The 15266-nt window shown below is 67.1% G+C and carries 18 protein-coding genes; 8 read left to right on the top strand and 10 right to left on the bottom strand.

The annotated features are described in order from the left end of the window. Window positions 1-73 precede the first annotated feature (73 nt). Both NS2_RS20980 and NS2_RS20975 read left to right on the top strand, forming a co-directional pair. The gene (locus NS2_RS20980; protein ID WP_082062751.1) at window positions 74-1780 is read left to right on the top strand and encodes an LCP family protein; all 1707 of its coding nucleotides are present in this window, start codon (window positions 74-76) and stop codon (window positions 1778-1780) included. 222 nt (window positions 1781-2002) lie between these two features. After that, window positions 2003-3232, top strand: coding sequence for a hydroxysqualene dehydroxylase (locus NS2_RS20975; RefSeq protein ID WP_082062750.1), 1230 nt, complete (start codon window positions 2003-2005; stop codon window positions 3230-3232). Here the strand turns inward: NS2_RS20975 and NS2_RS20970 are convergent. After that, window positions 3174-3830 carry a TetR/AcrR family transcriptional regulator gene (locus NS2_RS20970; protein WP_228102759.1) on the bottom strand — a complete coding sequence of 219 codons (657 nt, stop codon included), beginning with the start codon at window positions 3828-3830 and terminating at the stop codon, window positions 3174-3176. The genes NS2_RS20975 and NS2_RS20970 overlap by 59 nt on opposite strands. A gap of 65 nt (window positions 3831-3895) precedes the next feature. Here NS2_RS20970 and NS2_RS20965 point away from each other — a divergent pair, with 65 nt between their 5' ends. Then, complete coding sequence (locus NS2_RS20965) at window positions 3896-4915, top strand: oxygenase MpaB family protein (protein ID WP_052486787.1); 1020 nt, start codon at window positions 3896-3898, stop codon at window positions 4913-4915. Between the two features lie 5 nt (window positions 4916-4920). Further along, window positions 4921-6261 carry an oxygenase MpaB family protein gene (locus NS2_RS20960; RefSeq protein WP_033089076.1) on the top strand — a complete coding sequence of 447 codons (1341 nt, stop codon included), beginning with the start codon at window positions 4921-4923 and terminating at the stop codon, window positions 6259-6261. A 22-nt stretch (window positions 6262-6283) separates the two neighbouring features. Here the strand turns inward: NS2_RS20960 and NS2_RS20955 are convergent, their stop codons facing one another. The 3 genes from NS2_RS20955 to NS2_RS20945 form a co-directional block, all read right to left on the bottom strand. After that, window positions 6284-6631, bottom strand: a complete 348-nt coding sequence (locus tag NS2_RS20955) for a hypothetical protein (RefSeq protein ID WP_033089058.1) — start codon at window positions 6629-6631, stop codon at window positions 6284-6286. Window positions 6632-6674: 43 nt separating this feature from the next. Next, complete coding sequence (locus NS2_RS37675; protein ID WP_256255525.1) at window positions 6675-6809, bottom strand: hypothetical protein; 135 nt, start codon at window positions 6807-6809, stop codon at window positions 6675-6677. A 176-nt stretch (window positions 6810-6985) separates the two neighbouring features. After that, window positions 6986-7780: an SDR family oxidoreductase gene (locus tag NS2_RS20945; protein WP_045439603.1), complete on the bottom strand. Its 795-nt coding sequence runs from the start codon at window positions 7778-7780 to the stop codon at window positions 6986-6988. 57 nt (window positions 7781-7837) lie between these two features. Here NS2_RS20945 and NS2_RS20940 point away from each other — a divergent pair, with 57 nt between their 5' ends. After that, entirely contained in the window at window positions 7838-8197 is a 360-nt protein-coding gene (locus tag NS2_RS20940) for a winged helix-turn-helix transcriptional regulator (RefSeq protein ID WP_033089059.1), read from the top strand. Window positions 8198-8288: 91 nt separating this feature from the next. Here the strand turns inward: NS2_RS20940 and NS2_RS20935 are convergent, their stop codons facing one another. Continuing rightward, complete coding sequence (locus NS2_RS20935) at window positions 8289-10295, bottom strand: APC family permease (protein WP_033089060.1); 2007 nt, start codon at window positions 10293-10295, stop codon at window positions 8289-8291. A gap of 173 nt (window positions 10296-10468) precedes the next feature. Here NS2_RS20935 and NS2_RS20930 point away from each other — a divergent pair, with 173 nt between their 5' ends. Further along, entirely contained in the window at window positions 10469-11254 is a 786-nt protein-coding gene (locus NS2_RS20930) for a GntR family transcriptional regulator (RefSeq protein WP_033089061.1), read from the top strand. Between the two features lie 101 nt (window positions 11255-11355). Here NS2_RS20930 and NS2_RS20925 read toward each other — a convergent pair whose 3' ends face one another. Together NS2_RS20925 and NS2_RS20920 are read right to left on the bottom strand one after the other, a co-directional pair. Continuing rightward, complete coding sequence (locus NS2_RS20925) at window positions 11356-11649, bottom strand: hypothetical protein (RefSeq protein WP_045439600.1); 294 nt, start codon at window positions 11647-11649, stop codon at window positions 11356-11358. A 146-nt stretch (window positions 11650-11795) separates the two neighbouring features. Further along, window positions 11796-11981, bottom strand: coding sequence for a hypothetical protein (locus NS2_RS20920; RefSeq protein ID WP_033089062.1), 186 nt, complete (start codon window positions 11979-11981; stop codon window positions 11796-11798). Between the two features lie 411 nt (window positions 11982-12392). Here NS2_RS20920 and NS2_RS20915 point away from each other — a divergent pair, with 411 nt between their 5' ends. Together NS2_RS20915 and NS2_RS20910 are read left to right on the top strand one after the other, a co-directional pair. Next, window positions 12393-12623: a DUF397 domain-containing protein gene (locus tag NS2_RS20915; RefSeq protein ID WP_033089063.1), complete on the top strand. Its 231-nt coding sequence runs from the start codon at window positions 12393-12395 to the stop codon at window positions 12621-12623. 86 nt (window positions 12624-12709) lie between these two features. Beyond that, complete coding sequence (locus NS2_RS20910; protein WP_033089064.1) at window positions 12710-13597, top strand: Sco1979 family transcriptional regulator; 888 nt, start codon at window positions 12710-12712, stop codon at window positions 13595-13597. A 113-nt stretch (window positions 13598-13710) separates the two neighbouring features. Here NS2_RS20910 and NS2_RS20905 read toward each other — a convergent pair whose 3' ends face one another. From NS2_RS20905 to NS2_RS20895, 3 genes are all read right to left on the bottom strand, one after another. After that, window positions 13711-13959 carry a hypothetical protein gene (locus NS2_RS20905; RefSeq protein ID WP_033089065.1) on the bottom strand — a complete coding sequence of 83 codons (249 nt, stop codon included), beginning with the start codon at window positions 13957-13959 and terminating at the stop codon, window positions 13711-13713. Window positions 13960-14270: 311 nt separating this feature from the next. Further along, window positions 14271-14561 (bottom strand): hypothetical protein, encoded by a 291-nt coding sequence (locus NS2_RS20900; RefSeq protein ID WP_052086677.1) that lies wholly within the window; start codon window positions 14559-14561, stop codon window positions 14271-14273. Between the two features lie 67 nt (window positions 14562-14628). After that, the coding region (locus tag NS2_RS20895) for a nucleotidyltransferase family protein (RefSeq protein ID WP_261772297.1) at window positions 14629-15266 on the bottom strand (638 nt) is incomplete at its 5' end.

The raw sequence follows: 15266 nt of genomic DNA, 5'->3' as shown, positions 1-15266 counted from the left end.
AGTCGCTGGATGACGTTGATGCGCCAGGATTCTTGGTGTCGCTGGTAGGGGCGTCGCGCTAGTCTCGGTGGGCATGACGCATGCTCGCGATCGTCGGGGGAGGCATTCGGCTGCGTACGACCCGGAGACGGTGCCGCTGGCCCCGGTCGGACCGGCCGGGCGGTCCAGACCTCGCCCGCCCGGTGGTCGCCGACCTCGTGCTCGAGCTTCGGGAGCGCGGCGGGTGGTGGTGGCCGGGCGGGCGGCGGTGGGGTTGGTCGCGGTTGCGGTGTTGGTCGCTACGGGGATGGGGTGGCGGCAGTATCACCATGAGTTGAATGGGCTGACTATCGCGGGGGTCAGTCCGGAGGGGCCCAAATCGTCGGGAAAGACGCAGAATATTTTGATCATGGGGTTGGACAGTCGGCTGGATGAGCATGGGAATGCGTTGCCGCAGGATATGTATGACGCGTTGCATGCGGGGGATGACAGTGAGGGTGGGTTCAATGCGAATGTGCTGATTCTGGTGCATATTCCGGGGGATGGGTCGAAGTCGACCGCTATCTCGATTCCCCGGGATGACTATGTGACGCTGGATGCGGGCTCGTGCGCGTCGTCGCCGTGTAAGGGGAAGATCAAGCAGGCGTATGGGTTTGCGTATGCGCGGGCCAAGGACAAGCTCACTGCTGCGGGGGTGAAGGATGCGCAGGAGCTGGATCAGCGGTCGCGGGATGCGGGGCGGCTGGCCGAGAGCAATACGGTCAGCAGGTTTCTCGGGAATGTGCCGGTGGATCACTTCTTCGAGGTGACGCTGGCCGCGTTCTTCCAGATCGCGCAGGCCGTGCAGCCGATCACGGTGTGCCTCAACGAGGACACCTCCGACAGCTACTCGGGGGCCAATTTCAAGAAGGGGAAGCAGCAGATCGACGCCGCGCAGGCGATGGCTTTCGTGCGGCAGCGCCGCGACCCGGATCAGCCCCTGTTCACCGACCTCGACCGCACCCGCCGCCAGCAGGCGTTCATCGTGTCGCTGCTGCGGCAATTGCAGGACAGCGGCACGCTCAGCAGCCCGAGCAAGCTGCGCAGCCTCCTGGACATCGCCAAGCAGAACACCGCCATCGACAAGAACCTCGATCCGCTGGCCTTCGTGCAGCGGGCCTCCGCGCTGTTCGACGACGGGGTCTCGCTGTTCACCCTGCCGGTCAAGGACTTCGGCACCGACGACGCCGGGGAATCGATCAATATCGTCGACACCGACGAGATCCGGACCATTGTACGAAACCTGCTGTCGCCCGGCGATTCCGAGGCGACCCCGACCACCGCGCCCACACCATCCGCCACGGCGATCCCCGGCGCGACCGGAGTGGTGCTGAACGTGGTCAACAGCTCCGGGCAGAACGGCCTGGCGGCGGAGGTGGAAACCGCCCTGGTCACCCGCGGATTCACGCGCGGAGCCACCAGCACCGGCGCGCCTCGCGACACCACCGTCCTCACCTACGGCGCCGGCGCGGAATCCGCCGCCACCGCCCTGGCCTCCCGACTCGGCCTCACCGCCACCAAATCGACCGCGCTGGACGACCAGACCGTCAAGCTCACCCTCGGCACAGATGCCCGCAGCGGACCCATCGCGAATCTCGTGGCAGACCAACCCGATCCGAGCACCGCGACCTCGAAGACCCCGAAACCGACCACCTCCACCACCCCACCCGCCCCGGTCTCGGCGACCGCCTCCGGCACGAATGCCCCCGCCGCCACCGACCTCTCCCAGATGGATACCGGCGGCATCCCCTGCTTGAGGTGACCGGACGGTGGCCACTCGACCGCGCTGGCCGTCCGTAATCCGCTGTGTCAGTGCGGAGCCCGGCCGCGGGAGCCGCGACGCCGAGGGCCGGGCCGCGTCGATGGTCGTGGCATGCGACTCCCCGGCAAACGTGCAAGCCCCTGCGGGGTAATCGAATTCGCGGGTGAGACACCTGGACCGGGCGTAACTTGCTTGGTGCAGGCTTTGGTTCGAGGTGCGCATATGAACGATCCGCGACGGTACGTGGTGATCGGCGGGGGACCGGCCGGGCTGGCGTCGGCGGTGTGGCTGGCCGAGGCCGGGAAGTGGGTCACGTTGCTGGAACGGCGGGGGCGGTGGGGCGGGCGGACCCATGCGCTGGAGGTCGCCCCGCTGCGGGACGTGGCCGACAACGGGCGGCACGTGATCGCCAGCGGGTATGAGCATCTGTTCCGATACCTGAGCAGCGTCGGCACCCGGCAGTACGTGACCTTCCCGCAGCGGGGTGTGCTGCGCTGGCCCGGCGGGCGCACGGTCACCATGGGCACCAAGGGGTTTCCCGCCGTGCGGGCGCTGTTCGGCGCGCATCCGGACGCGAGTGCGGGCGACAAGATCCGGGCCGCGGCGGCCACGCTGCGAATGGGTTGGCAATGCCTGCGGCAGCCGGGCCATCTGGCCGACCTCACCACCGATCAACAGCTGCGCCGGCTCGGCATGCCCGAGACCGCGCGTGAGGCGCTGTGGGATTGGCTGGCGCTGGGCATCGCCGCCGAACCGGTGCGGCTGGAGTCGGCCAAGGTGTTCGCCGATGTGATGGCAACCGGAATCCGGCTGGGCGCCAGGCATTTACGGCCGGTGACCATCGGATACCCGACCATCGATCTGGACACCCTGTTCGTCTCCGGCGCACAGCGCGTGTTCGACCGGACCGGGACCGAGGTGAAATACCGTGCGGTGGCCCGGCGCATCCGCATCGAGAACGGCGCGGTCACCGGCGTCGTGCTGGCCGACGGCGAGGTGGAGCCCGCCGACGCGGTGGTGTGCGCGGTACCCAATTCCTACCTCGCCGGACTGCTCGACGAGCTAATCGAGCATGACGAGATCTGTTCCGCCGCCGACAAACTCGGATACGCCCCGATCGTGAGCACCAACCTCTACCTGGACCGCCCGCTCGGCACCCGAGCCGCGATGGAGGCGCTGATCGGCGGCGCGGGCGTGATCGACGAGGTCTTCGACCGCCAGCGCATGCACGGCCGCGGCACCCTCAACGGGTGGCTGTACTGCCTGACCACCAGCGGCGCCTACGAGCAGATCCACCAGCCGCACCACGAGGTGGTCGACGAACAGCTGGCACTGCTGCGGCGCTACTACCCGCGGCCACGGCCTGAATTACCCGGACGACCACTCGGTCTGATTACTCGCGTTCTGCTCGCGCGGGCGGTTCCCGGAAGAAGTTCAGGATCAGGCGCGTGATGTCGGCCAGGAAGCGCTCGCGCGGGATGGGTGGGGCGTCGAGCAGGTATCGGACGGTGAGATGCTCGACCGCGCGCACCAGCATCCAGGCGGCGGATTCGGCATCCACGTCGTCCCCCGGACGGCGGCCCATCGACAAAGCGACCCGCGCCAGCTCGCCGATCTGCTGTTCGAAGGCCACCACCGGGGCATCCGCGAACAGCCGCGGCGTCTGCTCGACCACCGCGCGCAACAGCTCGCGATCATTGCCGAGAGCGTCCATCAGGTACGAAATGGTCTCCGGCACAGCCACTTCCGGTGGCCTGCCGATATTCGCCAGTACCCGCGCCCGCACCCGCCGCACCACCTCGCCGGTGTAGCGCTCGATCACCGCGGCCACCACCGCGTCCTTGTTCGGGAAGTACTGATACAGCGAGCCCGGGCTGATATCCGCCGCCGCGGCAATGCGGTTGGTGGAGGCCCCGTCGTAGCCGTGGGTGATGAGCACCCGCTGCCCGGCGTCGACGATGCGGGCCACCATGGCGCGCGAACGTTCCTGCTGTGGTGTGCGGCGCGACGGGGTGGCGGGTGTTCCGGGGGTGCGGCGTTTCGATGTCATGGCGTTTCGGGGGAGAATCGGAATGCGAATTGAATGCGAGCGATTATTCGTGTCAGCGTGGACTCATGGTGTCACAGAGCGCAAGGGCGCGCGAGCCCCATCACGATCCGGTGCCGCTCGGGCCGGAATCGCTGACGTGGAAGACCTTCGGATCGCTGTATTTTCTGCCCAGCGCCCTGTTCGTCGGCATGGTGCAGAACATGCATCCGGGTCTGGGCGCGGGCGTGGAATTCCATTCCGAAATCCAGGACGAGTTCTACCAGCGAATTCTGCGGTCGCTGTACCCGATTTACGGTGTGGTGTTCGACGGCGAGCGCGCCGGGCGGACGGCCCGCGAGATCGTCGGATACCACCGCGACATCAAGGGCGTCGACGGCCTGGGACGCCGTTATCACGCGCTCGATCCGGGCACCTTCTACTGGGCGCACGCGGTGTTCTTCGTGCAGAACCTGCGCGCCGCCGATCTTTTCATGGGCGGGCTGAGCGGGGCCGAGCGCGAACAACTCTGGCGCGAACACTATCGCTGGTACGAGCTCTACGGCATGAGCATGCGGGTGGTACCGGCCAGTTGGCCCGCCTTCCAGCGCTATTGGCGCGACATGTGCCGCGACACCCTCGAGCCGACCAAGGCCGCCCGGGATGTCTTCGCGCTGGTCGACACCGTGCCGGTGCCGCCGTTCCCGCTGCTGCGCCGGCTGCCGGAACCGCTGTGGGAGCACGTGATCCGGCCCACCGGCGGGCGGTTCTACAAGTTCGTCACCATCGGCCTGTGCGATCCGGAGATCCGCGCCACCATGGGCTTCGCCTGGACCGCGCGCGACCAGCGCCGCTTCGAGCGGCTCTGCGCCACGCTGTCGGCCATGAATCGGGTGACACCCGACCCCGTCAAGTACTTCTTCCCCCGCATCCACGCCGCCCGCCGCCGCGTCGCCGGCAAGCGCCCCGCCTGGCTGCCGCCACCCGAAGCACCCGAAATGCTGTGGCCCACCGCCGAACACCGCGCCGAGGGCAAGCACTACTGCCCGGTCCACGCCGACCGCGGCGCCGACTCGATCACCAGATTCCGCCAGCTGACAGGGTTTTGACCGCCATGACACCGGGACTCGAAGCCACCCGCCCGCACCCTTACGACTACTACTACCGTCCCGGCCTGGCGCTGCGCCCGCCACCGCCGCGCGCCGTGCCCTCGGAGCTGTGGTTCGAACCGCGAAAGGCCATGCTGGGCCCGTGGATCGACGTCCGGCGCGAACCGGTCGACACCCCGCGGACTCGCCTCATGGCCGATCATCTCTGGCAGGGCGACGAACCCATGGATGCGCTGGTTGCCGCCTTCCGCGGGCTCGGCTCCGCCGGCGGCCGCCGCATGTTGAACCAGGCCCTGACCCGTGGCATCGACAGCCTCGACGACCCGCTGCCGGAATTGGTGAATCTCTTCGCCCAACTGGACAATCCGCCGGACTGGTACGACCCGGACCTGTGGGAATACGGCCGTCGGCTCTGGATCAATGTCTCCCTCGCCGGAAAGATGGCCATGGGCGTCCAGGACTTCATGGGCACCTTCGTCGGCGCGGAGGTCGCCTCCGCCGTCGGTCAGACCGGCCGCTTCGTCAGAGACCCCTACCGGCGCGGACTGGAATCCTCGGTCTGGTTCCGCAGCGTCACCGCTCCCGGCGCTCTCGAGCGCCGCAACCTGATCTTCCACGACACGGTGCGCGTCCGTCTGATGCACGCCCAGGTCCGCGCCATGCTCCGCCGCACCTGGGGTGACGAGCATTTCGCCCGGCACGGCAACCCCATCTCCAACGCCACCACCATGGGTGCGGCCGTCACCTTCGGCCTCGCCCCCATCTGCTTCGACCACATCCACGGCCGCCGTTGCACCACGGCACAACTCGACGCCGTCATGCACTACTGGGCCTACATCGCCTACGTCTTCGGCGTGGCCGACGAACTCATCCCGCGCTCGGCTGCCGAGGGTCTGGAACAGGCCGACTACATGGTCGCCACCGCGGGCGTGGCCCCGCAATGGACCGCGACCATGGCCGGCGCGGCCACCCGCCGCTTCACGAATTCCACGCCGACAGGTCGCCTCCAGATCGCCGCCACCGCACCGTTGCTCGGCGCTCTCGCCTACTACGGCAGCGAACCTCTGGTCCGCGCCCTGCTGGCCGACACGCCCCTGAATTCGGTTCCCCTGCGCCCCTTCTCACGTCTCGTGGGTCTCGCCGCCACCACGGAGGTCCGCCTCCGCGCCCTCGACGACCGCCTTCCCGGCGCGCGCGCCCGCATGCGCCGCCGCGCCCGCCACATCGACCCCATGTGGGACCGCAACACCCGCGTGGCCCGCTATCTCGCCGCCCGGGTCGGCATCCGCGGCACCCCCTTCGATCACCACGACACCACCGCCGACACCTCCCGCTGCCCGGTCTGATCCCGCTGTCCGATCCGGCCGATCACTGCGTCCCGACCACGCTCAGATACACCACCATGAGCGTGAACAGCAGCCACCCCACCCCCTGCCAGATCGGCCACGCCCGCTCCGCCCGCCACGCGCGAAAAGCGAGTACCAGTGCGCCGATTCCCCCGGCCAGGAGAATCCCGCCTGGCACCAGCCCGACCACCGCGCGGGAGGTGCCGTCGCACAGCATCGATGCGGCTTCCAGGCACCGCGGTCGAGCCGACGCCCACACCACGGTGACGACGACACCCAGCGCGGCGAGCCCCAGCACGGCCAGCACGTACCGCGTCGCGTGCCGCAGCATCGGTGGATCGTTCCACCGCTTCTTCACGTCATTGACCATGCGTCCCACCTCCTCACTCGGCTGCCCGGACTCGAACCAGATATCACCATGCTCGTCTGCCGCCGGGCCCACCGCTTCCGGTGCGGCGTAGCCAGGTTCCGGCCCGGTCGGCGGCCAGTACGATGCCGACGCACCACGCGGTGTCGATGACCAGCTGCAGCGCGGCCAGGATCAGCACCGTCGGCAGAACCGGGCCGGTGCCGGGTAGGAACTGCGGCAGGATGGTGAGGCCGAAGACCGCGGCCTTCGGATTGGCGGCGATGGAGACGAGCGACGCCCGGCAGCACCGCGATGAGGGCCGTGCCGAACGCGTCCGAGCCTGCCGGGGCCGCGAACACGCTGGGAACGGGTGGGTCAGGGCCGTGCCGTGGCCGGTGCCGCGGTGGCGTCGGAAACGTAGTCCTGCCCGCCGACGTAGACCGTATGCCCGAGGGGTGCGTCGAGGGCGGTGGCGTCGGCGACGGCGGTGGCGAATTCCTCGACGGTGGGCAGATCGCCGTGGTCGCGGCGGGCGGTCACGGCATCGGGGTCGCGGCGTTCGAGCAGCCGGACGATGATGGTGCCGTCGATCATGTCGCCGGAGACGACGGTGAAACCGATACCGCGGCTCGCGAATTCGCCGCTCATGGCGCGCACCGCGTCCTCACCGGCGCGCTTGCTGGCGGCGATCGGTTCGTACCCCGGCGGCACCTCGCGGGTGGGGGAGAAGTGGGCCTGGTGGCTGGTGACGAACACCAGTCGGCCGCCCACGGGCAGGTGGGGGAGCGCCAGTTCGGTCAGCCGCCGCTGGGCGTCGCGGTTGAGCAGCATGGCGTAACCGGGCACGGCATCCCGTTCGAGGCCGCCGGAGGCATTGAGCACCAGCACATCCAGGCGGCCGAACTCGGCGACCACGGACTCGACGAGGCCGCGCGCACCGACCGGATCGGCGATGTCCGCGCCCGCCACCGAGGCGCTGCCACCGGCCGCGGTGATCTCGGCGGCCAGCGTCTCCGCACGCTTGCGCTTCTCCCGGTAGTTGATGACCACGTGGTCCCCGCGGCCGGCCAGTACCCGCGCGGTTTGTGCCCCGATGCCGCGAGAAGCGCCGGTGATCAGCACGATTCGCCGCTGCCCACCCGATGCGCCGCCGTCCGCCGCCATCGCCATACCGTGCCTCCGACCCGCTCGAGTGCTTCTGATTCAGAACCAATATGGTAGTTCGAAATGAGAAGCGCAAGTCAGCCACCGCCCGCGAACAGCCGCGCCGACACCGCGCACGCACCCCTGCTCGCCGCCATGGACCTGCTCGGCCAGCGCTGGATGCTGCGCGTGATCTGGGAACTCGAACCGGGCCCGCTCGGCTTCCTGGAACTGCGCCGCCGGATGGGCAACTGCTCGTCGAGCATGCTCTCGGTGCGCCTGCAACGCCTGACCGAAACCGGCGTGGTGACCAAGAACGCGGACAAGTCCTACGAATTGACCACTGTCGGAAAGCAGTTGGGCCTGGCCCTGGAGTCCGTCTGGCAGTGGTCCGAGCGCTTCGCTGGAGCCCTCGAGCGCGCCGGGGAATCGGACGAAACGTAGGACCCGCAGTCTGCGCATCGGCGGCGACCCGGCCGCCCACCGGCCAGGGCCACACCATCGCCCAATGGCTACCTCGGGGAACGACAACCGCTCAGGCGGCGTCGCCCGAGCCGGTGATGCCGCGGCGGATCTCGCCGGGGGTGTGTTCTATGCGCAGCGGGTCGCGTGAGCGCGAGGAATGCAGTTGCCAGGGGACGCTGGTGACCATGACGCCGGGCTCGAAGAGCAGGCGGGCCTTGAGGCGCAGGGAACTCTGGTTGTGCAGCAGGTTTTCCCACCAGCGACCGACCACGTACTCGGGGATGAAGGCGCTGACCACATCGCGCGGGCGTGATTTGCGCTGGCGTTTGATCTCCTCGAGCACCGGGCGGGTGATCTCGCGGTACGGGGATTCGATGACCTTCAGCGGAATTCCCACGTGGAATTTGTCCCAGTCGCGGGCCAGCTCGCGGGTGTCGGCCTCGTCCACGTTCACCGTCACCGCGGTCAGGGTGTCCGGACGGGTGGCGCGGGCGAACTGGATGGCCCGCTGGGTCGCCTTGTGCCAGCCCGACACCAGCACCAGCGCGTGCACCCGTCCGGGCAGGGTTTCCAGATCGTCGGGGTCGATGGCCAATTCGGCGCGCACCGACGAATAGTGCCGGTGGATCAGCCACATCACCGCCACCAGGATCGGCATGGCGATGACCACCAGATACGCGCCGTGGCTGAACTTGGTGATCATCACGACCACCAGCACCACCCCGGTGAAGCACGCGCCGAAGGCATTGATGAAGCGCGCCCGGTGGATCCGCAGCCGCTCCGAGGTGCTCCCGGCCCCGCGCAGCTCCCGGTTCCAATGCTTGACCATGCCCGTCTGGCACAGCGTGAACGAGGTGAACACGCCCATGATGTAGAGCTGGATGAGCCGCGTGGTCGACCCGTCGAAGGCGTAGATGAGCGCCCCCGCCACCACCGCCAGCAGAATGATGCCGTTGGAGAAGGCCAGCCGGTCCCCGCGGGTGTGCAGCTGCCGCGGCATGTAGCGGCGCTGCGCGAGAATCGAATTGAGCAGCGGGAAGCCGTTGTAGGCGGTATTGGCGGCCAGGATGAGGATCAGCGCCGTGGTCACCATCAGGTAGTAGAACGCCACGCTGTGCCCGCCGAACACCGCCGCCGAGATCTGCGCGATGACCGTCTTCTGCGCGTCGGTCCGGCAGTTCCCCTCGAATCCGATGAGGTCGCAGGCGTTCTCGACCACCCGCGTCTTGGTGATCATGGCCAGCGCGGTCACCCCGGAGAACATGGCGATGGCGATGACGCCCATGGCGGTCATGGTGCGGGCCGCATTGAGCGCCTTGGGCTTGCGGAAGGCGGGCACGCCATTGGAGATGGCCTCCGCGCCGGTGAGCGCGGTACAGCCGGAGGAGAACGCCCGCAGCAGCAGGAACGCCACGCCCGCGGTGGACAGCCCGACCTGTTCGGCGTGGATCCCGTAGTGCGCGCTCTCGGCCACCGGCGTGTGCCCGAACAGGGTCTGCGTCAGCCCGACCGCGATGAGCACGAAGACCCCGAGAATGAACCCGTAGGTCGGAATCGCGAACGCCCGCCCCGATTCCCGCACCCCGCGCAGGTTCATGGCGGTCAGGAAGACGATGAACGCCAGATTGATGGCCACCCGGTACGGATTCAGGTCCGGCACGGCGGAAATGATGTTGTCCACCCCCGCCGCCACCGACACCGCGACCGTCATGACGTAGTCGACCAGCAGCGCCGCCGCCACCACCAGCCCGGGCAGCGCCCCCAGGTTCTCGGCCACCACCTCGTAGGAGCCGCCGCCGGACGGATAGGCCTGCACCACCTGCCGATACGACAGCGCCACCACCGCCAGCAGCACCACCACGCCGCCGGCCACCACCGGGGTCAGATGCAGATAGGCCAGCCCGCCCAGGGTCAGGATGAGCAGGATCTCCTGCGTCGCGTACGCGACCGACGACAATGGGTCACTGGCGAAAATGGGCAGCGCCAGCCGTTTGGGCAGCAGTGTCTCCCCGAGCCGATCGCTTCGGAACGGACGTCCGAGCACCAGTCTTTTGGCTACGTCGATCGGTGAAACCACGCTGCGCAGCCTAGGTGCGAAAAGCGTATGTACCGGAACCCATGCCGTATGGATTTCGTAAAGATACAAAGGAGTCTGATGCTTCTTCTTGCGACTTCCGAGACTTGTGCGGTTGATCCAACAACCACCTAGACTGTCTGGGACGTGAACCAATTTTGGGAGAGGGTGACACGATGGGAGACCGGACGGTCGTCGCCGACGTAGCCGATGAGTTGGCGCGCCGGGTGGCATCCGGGGAGTACGAGCCCGGTGGTCTGATGCCGTCCGTCCGCCAGGTCGCCGACGAATTCGACCTGAATCGTGCGACGGCGCAATTGATTCTGGGTCGGCTGGAGTCCTACGGCTTCGTGGACGCCTATCGGGGCAAGGGCTTCGTCATCCGGGATGTGCGCGCCGAGGGCGGCGTGGATGTCTACCGGCGACTGTTCCGGTTGTCCATGCCGGATCCGGAGTTGGCCGCGGAGATGTTCGGCAATATCGTCGACGAGGAACGCGGCATCGCCCTCGAGGCCCTGCTGGCCTACACCGGCAGTGCCCGCGAGCTCGATCCGGCGATCCTCAAGGACGCGATCGACGAACTGGAAACCCTTGCGCGCGGCACCGATCCGGATCCGCGTCGCATGCTCGCCATCGAACTCGGGCTGCTGCGCCGGTTGCTCACCGTGCTCGGGCACTCGGTCCAGCGCGCGGTGCTCAATTCCATCGGCGACATGGTGCTCGAGGTGCCGCAGGCGATCGAGGCGTACTTCGCGGTCTCACCGGATCTGCACGTGCTGGTGTGGCGGGCGCTGATCGCGGTGTGGGAGTCCGAGGGCGGGCCGAGCCAGGCGCAATCGGCGTTGTTCGAGGATCTGTTCGGGATGTACCACCGGAAGGTGGTGGCGCGTTTCGAGGAATTGGTCGGGGTGGGCGGGTCGTCGGCGGTCGACGAGGTGCCCGGGCACGCCGCGACGGCCTGAGTCGCAGGTGACCGCCTGAATTTCGCTGGGGCGGGGCCGATCACGACCGTTTCAAATCCGACGGTTCGGTTTCGTCTCAGACAACCCCGCTAGACAGCAATTCACTGCCCGATCACCGCATTCATGATGGTCCCCGCGCTCGTCGCCACGATCCCGCCGATGAGCGCGCCGGCCACCTGTTTCGGTGCCTGTACCCCGCCGCCGGTCCACTTCTCCCAGGCGAATCGACCGCCCGCGTAGGTGATCCCGAGTACCCCGGAAAGCAGCACGAACCAGGTGAAATAGCGGACCAGCTCGAGTAGCTTGTCGGCTACCGGCGGCGTTTCCGGGGTCGGGTTGAAGATCTGTGCGTACTGAATCTGGGTCAGCAGTTCGTGGGTGGCAGTAAGAAACATCTCGGCGCTCTTCCACGTGTCGGCTCTACTCCATCCGGAGTACCCGCTACCCGGGCCGACGCGCAAGGGCTTGGCGCGCAAGGAAATACGTTGATGCGCAAGCCGCCTTACGCGCGGCGCGCAAACGCAACCTTGCGCTCGACGCGTCAGTCCACGTCGTTGTCCGCCGACAGATACGCTATGGCCGCCAGGTACTGCCGGCAGGCGAAGTGCTGATCGTGGGCGCGAAGAATGGCCCGGGCCTGGCGGTAGGTGAGCGAACGCGGCTCAGCGGCGCAATCGCCGGAGCCGGTTGCCGGGGTATCGGTGGAGCGGACGAGCATCTGCGTCATTGGATGCCTCTGGCCGGATAAGGGTGGATGGTGCACCGAGTTTAGGGTTCCGGCTCGTGCAGATGCAAGCACATCTGCACGCTCGCACTCGGTGTCTCCTGCGGCCCCGCTCGGCGTCGGAGGGACGATTCCGGCGTCACGTGACTTTTCGGACAGGTGAGGTCGGGGTTAATCGGACGAACGGGACCGACGGGCCGGGATTGTCCGAAATCCTTCGCAACTTCGCTCGGGTTGCGAGCACATCAAGATCAAATCTGTTGTGTTGCAAAGGATGTGCCGAGCTCGAGCCATCGATGCCGGGCAATCTGCGTGCTATCGTCAAGCTTGCGGTTGCAACTGTAAGTACACCTGATCGAACATTTGCAAGTACTGGGACCACCGTCTGCGGGCGGTACTGGCAAGGAGTCTGAAATGACGGACATCTCGGCAACCCCGATCGATCGCTCTAACCTGTTGTGGCGCAAGAGCACTTTCAGCAATCCCAGCGGTAACTGCGTCGAGCTCGCCCCACTCGCCGACGGGCACGTGGCGGTACGCAACTCGCGCGACCCCGAGGGATCGCTCATCGTCTACACCCGGCCGGAGATCGATGCGTTCCTGCAAGGCGCTAAGAGCGGAGAGTTCGACGACCTCGCGCGCTGAGCGGTAGCATTGGCAATCGGCGCGGTGGTTCGCGACAGACGGTTGTGAGTCCACTGCGGGCAAACCCGAGCATCGGAGTGGACCCCATGATCGCAGAACCCGTTGCCCACGGTCGGGCGAATTCCGCTGTCGCCGAACGTGGCCCGACTGCACTGCGTATCGCGGTCGGCAGCCAACTACGGAAGCTGAGGGAACTCAGCGGTATTACGCGGGAAGCCGCGGGTGAACACATCCGTGGATCCCATGCCAAGATCAGTCGCCTGGAACTCGGGCGAACCGGATTCAAGGAGCGCGATATCCGGGATCTGTTGGCGCTGTACGGCGTTGACGATCCCGGCGAGCGCGAACAATTCCTCGAGCTGGTTCGCAAGGCGAATCAGCCGGGATGGTGGCATCGCTACAGCGATCTACTGCCACCCTGGTTCGAAACCTATCTCGGACTCGAGCACGCGGCGAAATCCATTCGCACCTACGAGGGCCAACTGGTTCCGGGGTTGCTGCAGACCCCCGACTACGCCCGTTCTGTCGTCGCCCTCGGGCACGACGCGGATGGAGAGCGCCGCGTCTCGCTGCGCCGCCGGCGCCAGGAGCTACTCACCCGCGACGACGCGCCCAGCTTCTGGGCCGTGCTGGACGAGGCGGTGCTGCATCGCCCGGTGGGCGGTCCGGGCGTCCTACGCGGTCAGATCGAGCACCTCATCGACATGTCGAAGCTGCCGAATGTAACCATCCAGGTGCTTCCGTATGCGGCGGGAGGGCATGCGGCAGCGGGTAGTTCGTTCACCATGCTGCGCTTCGCGGAGGCGGAGCTGCCCGACATCGTGTACCTGGAGCAGTTGACCAGCGCGCTGTACCTGGATCGTCGCCAGGATCTGGAACTGTACCGCCAGGTCATGGATCAGCTGAGTGTCCAGGCTGAACCGCCGGAGCGTTCCCGCAAAGAGCTGGCGCGGATAGCTGCGGACCTCGACTAGAGTCCGCCGCCCGGAAAAAATCGATCTCGGCAAACGGATAAGGGGCCCCTCACGGGGCCCCTATCAGCGTGCCGCCGACCGGACGAGTCGGCCTGCGGCACGGCCGGATTCGGTTACTGCCTGATGAAGCTGGAGGCGATTCGCCAGAACGCCTCCGGCTGCATGGTATGCAGATCCCAATCGTTCACCATGGCATGCGCCGTGGTGACGATCCGCTCGATGTCGAAATCATACCGAGTGGCCGCTCCAGTGGATTCGACCTGGCGGATGACGAAAGCGGTTGCCGTCTCACGTGAATAGGTTTGCTCCGGCTGACTTCTGTCGGCAAACCCGAGTCGGCTGAGGTTGATTGGCTGGTTCATTCGAACGCCCCTGACGCCAGGCCGACGGCTAACCGTGGGCGAAGAATCGCCGGTGATTCACCGCTCGGCTCTCTGGTTGTCCCCTTATTGGTGCCTTGCACGAAGAGTCTATGACCGTGCATTGCGCAGATGCAAGTACATCTGCAACATCGAATTCGCAGCGCCAGAGCACTTTTGGGGATGCTATGAGTTTGCGAAACGAGGGTTGGCAAAAGGTTGGATTCGAGCTCGAGCAGGGCTTTCTAGGTATTTCCGATCGAAAGTTCCGGGGGTACTCGAGTGTTCCGCTTTTTCCAGGAATTAGCGGAAGATCAAACCCGGCCCTGATGGGTCGATCGCCGTCGCTTCGCGGCTTTGACCCGGCGATGTTCGATGATCATGAGGCCGATTCCGAAACGCAGACAGAGCACGCTCGTGACCGCGCACAGCCCGGCCCAGACGGGTGATCCGTAGCCGGCCGTGGTCAAAGTCAATGCGATCGAGATGATTCCGGCCGCGGCCAGAATCGGGCCCGGTAGATTGCGTGGGTCGCTGTCGGTGTTGCGTGGGTCCCCGCCCTTGTTACGCGGGTCGCCGTAGACGTTCGGTGCCATAGGCATCATGGCCGCCCTTTCTCCATGGGAATGGCAGAACCGATAACAGTCGGATACCCGAGCGTCTGCGCCCGAATCACACCTCCGTAGAGCCGTGTTCACAACGGCCGCCACTGACGCCCAGATCGTCCAGCAGGCCGAGAAACGCGCGCGCGTAGGGTGAGGCCGCGGTTTCGGCCCACACGCGCTCCCAATCGACCTGTGCCCGCAATTCCCGTGTGATGTGCAGCAGCCGGGTGAAATCCAGCCGGTGCGGATCGGCCACGGTGAGTTCGTCCACCAGGAAGTCGGCGACCGTGACCACCGGCGCGGAGGTGGCCACCGGCGCGGCGGGCCGGAGGGGCAGCGCTTCGGCGCGCGCCAGCAGTTCGTCGGTGACCGGGCGGTAGTTGGGGCGGACCACCAGATCCACGCGGATATCGTTGTCGTACAGCGTGGTCCGCTCGGCCTCGGCGGTGGGCAGCGGCGAGCGCAGCCCCTCCGCGGCCAGCACCCGCAGCCCGCGCGCCAGATCGGCGGGCCGCAACAGCACGTCCACCTCGGATCCCACCTCGGCGGCCGGTCCGCCGCGGGCGTACATCGCGCAGTCGCCGGTGAGCGCGCAGGGAATGCCGTTGTCCTGTAGGACGTGCACGGTGCGGCCGGCCGTGCCGAGCAGCCGGTCGATGAAGCTGACCATACCGAGGGCGTACCCGCGATCTCGCCGCCTAATAC

Origin of the sequence: Nocardia seriolae NBRC 15557 (assembly GCF_007990715.1) — a bacterium.
GTDB classification, from domain to species: Bacteria; Actinomycetota; Actinomycetes; order Mycobacteriales; family Mycobacteriaceae; genus Nocardia; species Nocardia seriolae.
Note: the sequence above shows the minus strand (reverse complement) of the source record. Positions and strands in the feature narration are given on the sequence as shown.

Excerpts from the sequence above, each read along its gene's own strand:
- NS2_RS20965 (WP_052486787.1), top strand. The coding sequence starts at position 3,896 with ATGGTGTCACAGAGCGCAAGGGCGCGCGAGCCCCATCACGATCCGGTG.
- NS2_RS20905 (WP_033089065.1), bottom strand. The coding sequence starts at position 13,959 with ATGAACCAGCCAATCAACCTCAGCCGACTCGGGTTTGCCGACAGAAGT.
- NS2_RS20915 (WP_033089063.1), top strand. The coding sequence starts at position 12,393 with ATGACGGACATCTCGGCAACCCCGATCGATCGCTCTAACCTGTTGTGG.
- NS2_RS20960 (WP_033089076.1), top strand. The coding sequence starts at position 4,921 with ATGACACCGGGACTCGAAGCCACCCGCCCGCACCCTTACGACTACTAC.
- NS2_RS20920 (WP_033089062.1), bottom strand. The coding sequence starts at position 11,981 with ATGACGCAGATGCTCGTCCGCTCCACCGATACCCCGGCAACCGGCTCC.
- NS2_RS20970 (WP_228102759.1), bottom strand. The coding sequence starts at position 3,830 with ATGACATCGAAACGCCGCACCCCCGGAACACCCGCCACCCCGTCGCGC.
- NS2_RS20975 (WP_082062750.1), top strand. The coding sequence starts at position 2,003 with ATGAACGATCCGCGACGGTACGTGGTGATCGGCGGGGGACCGGCCGGG.
- NS2_RS20910 (WP_033089064.1), top strand. The coding sequence starts at position 12,710 with ATGATCGCAGAACCCGTTGCCCACGGTCGGGCGAATTCCGCTGTCGCC.
- NS2_RS20940 (WP_033089059.1), top strand. The coding sequence starts at position 7,838 with ATGAGAAGCGCAAGTCAGCCACCGCCCGCGAACAGCCGCGCCGACACC.
- NS2_RS20945 (WP_045439603.1), bottom strand. The coding sequence starts at position 7,780 with ATGGCGATGGCGGCGGACGGCGGCGCATCGGGTGGGCAGCGGCGAATC.
- NS2_RS20925 (WP_045439600.1), bottom strand. The coding sequence starts at position 11,649 with ATGTTTCTTACTGCCACCCACGAACTGCTGACCCAGATTCAGTACGCA.
- NS2_RS20930 (WP_033089061.1), top strand. The coding sequence starts at position 10,469 with ATGGGAGACCGGACGGTCGTCGCCGACGTAGCCGATGAGTTGGCGCGC.
- NS2_RS20955 (WP_033089058.1), bottom strand. The coding sequence starts at position 6,631 with ATGGTCAATGACGTGAAGAAGCGGTGGAACGATCCACCGATGCTGCGG.
- NS2_RS20980 (WP_082062751.1), top strand. The coding sequence starts at position 74 with ATGACGCATGCTCGCGATCGTCGGGGGAGGCATTCGGCTGCGTACGAC.
- NS2_RS20900 (WP_052086677.1), bottom strand. The coding sequence starts at position 14,561 with ATGATGCCTATGGCACCGAACGTCTACGGCGACCCGCGTAACAAGGGC.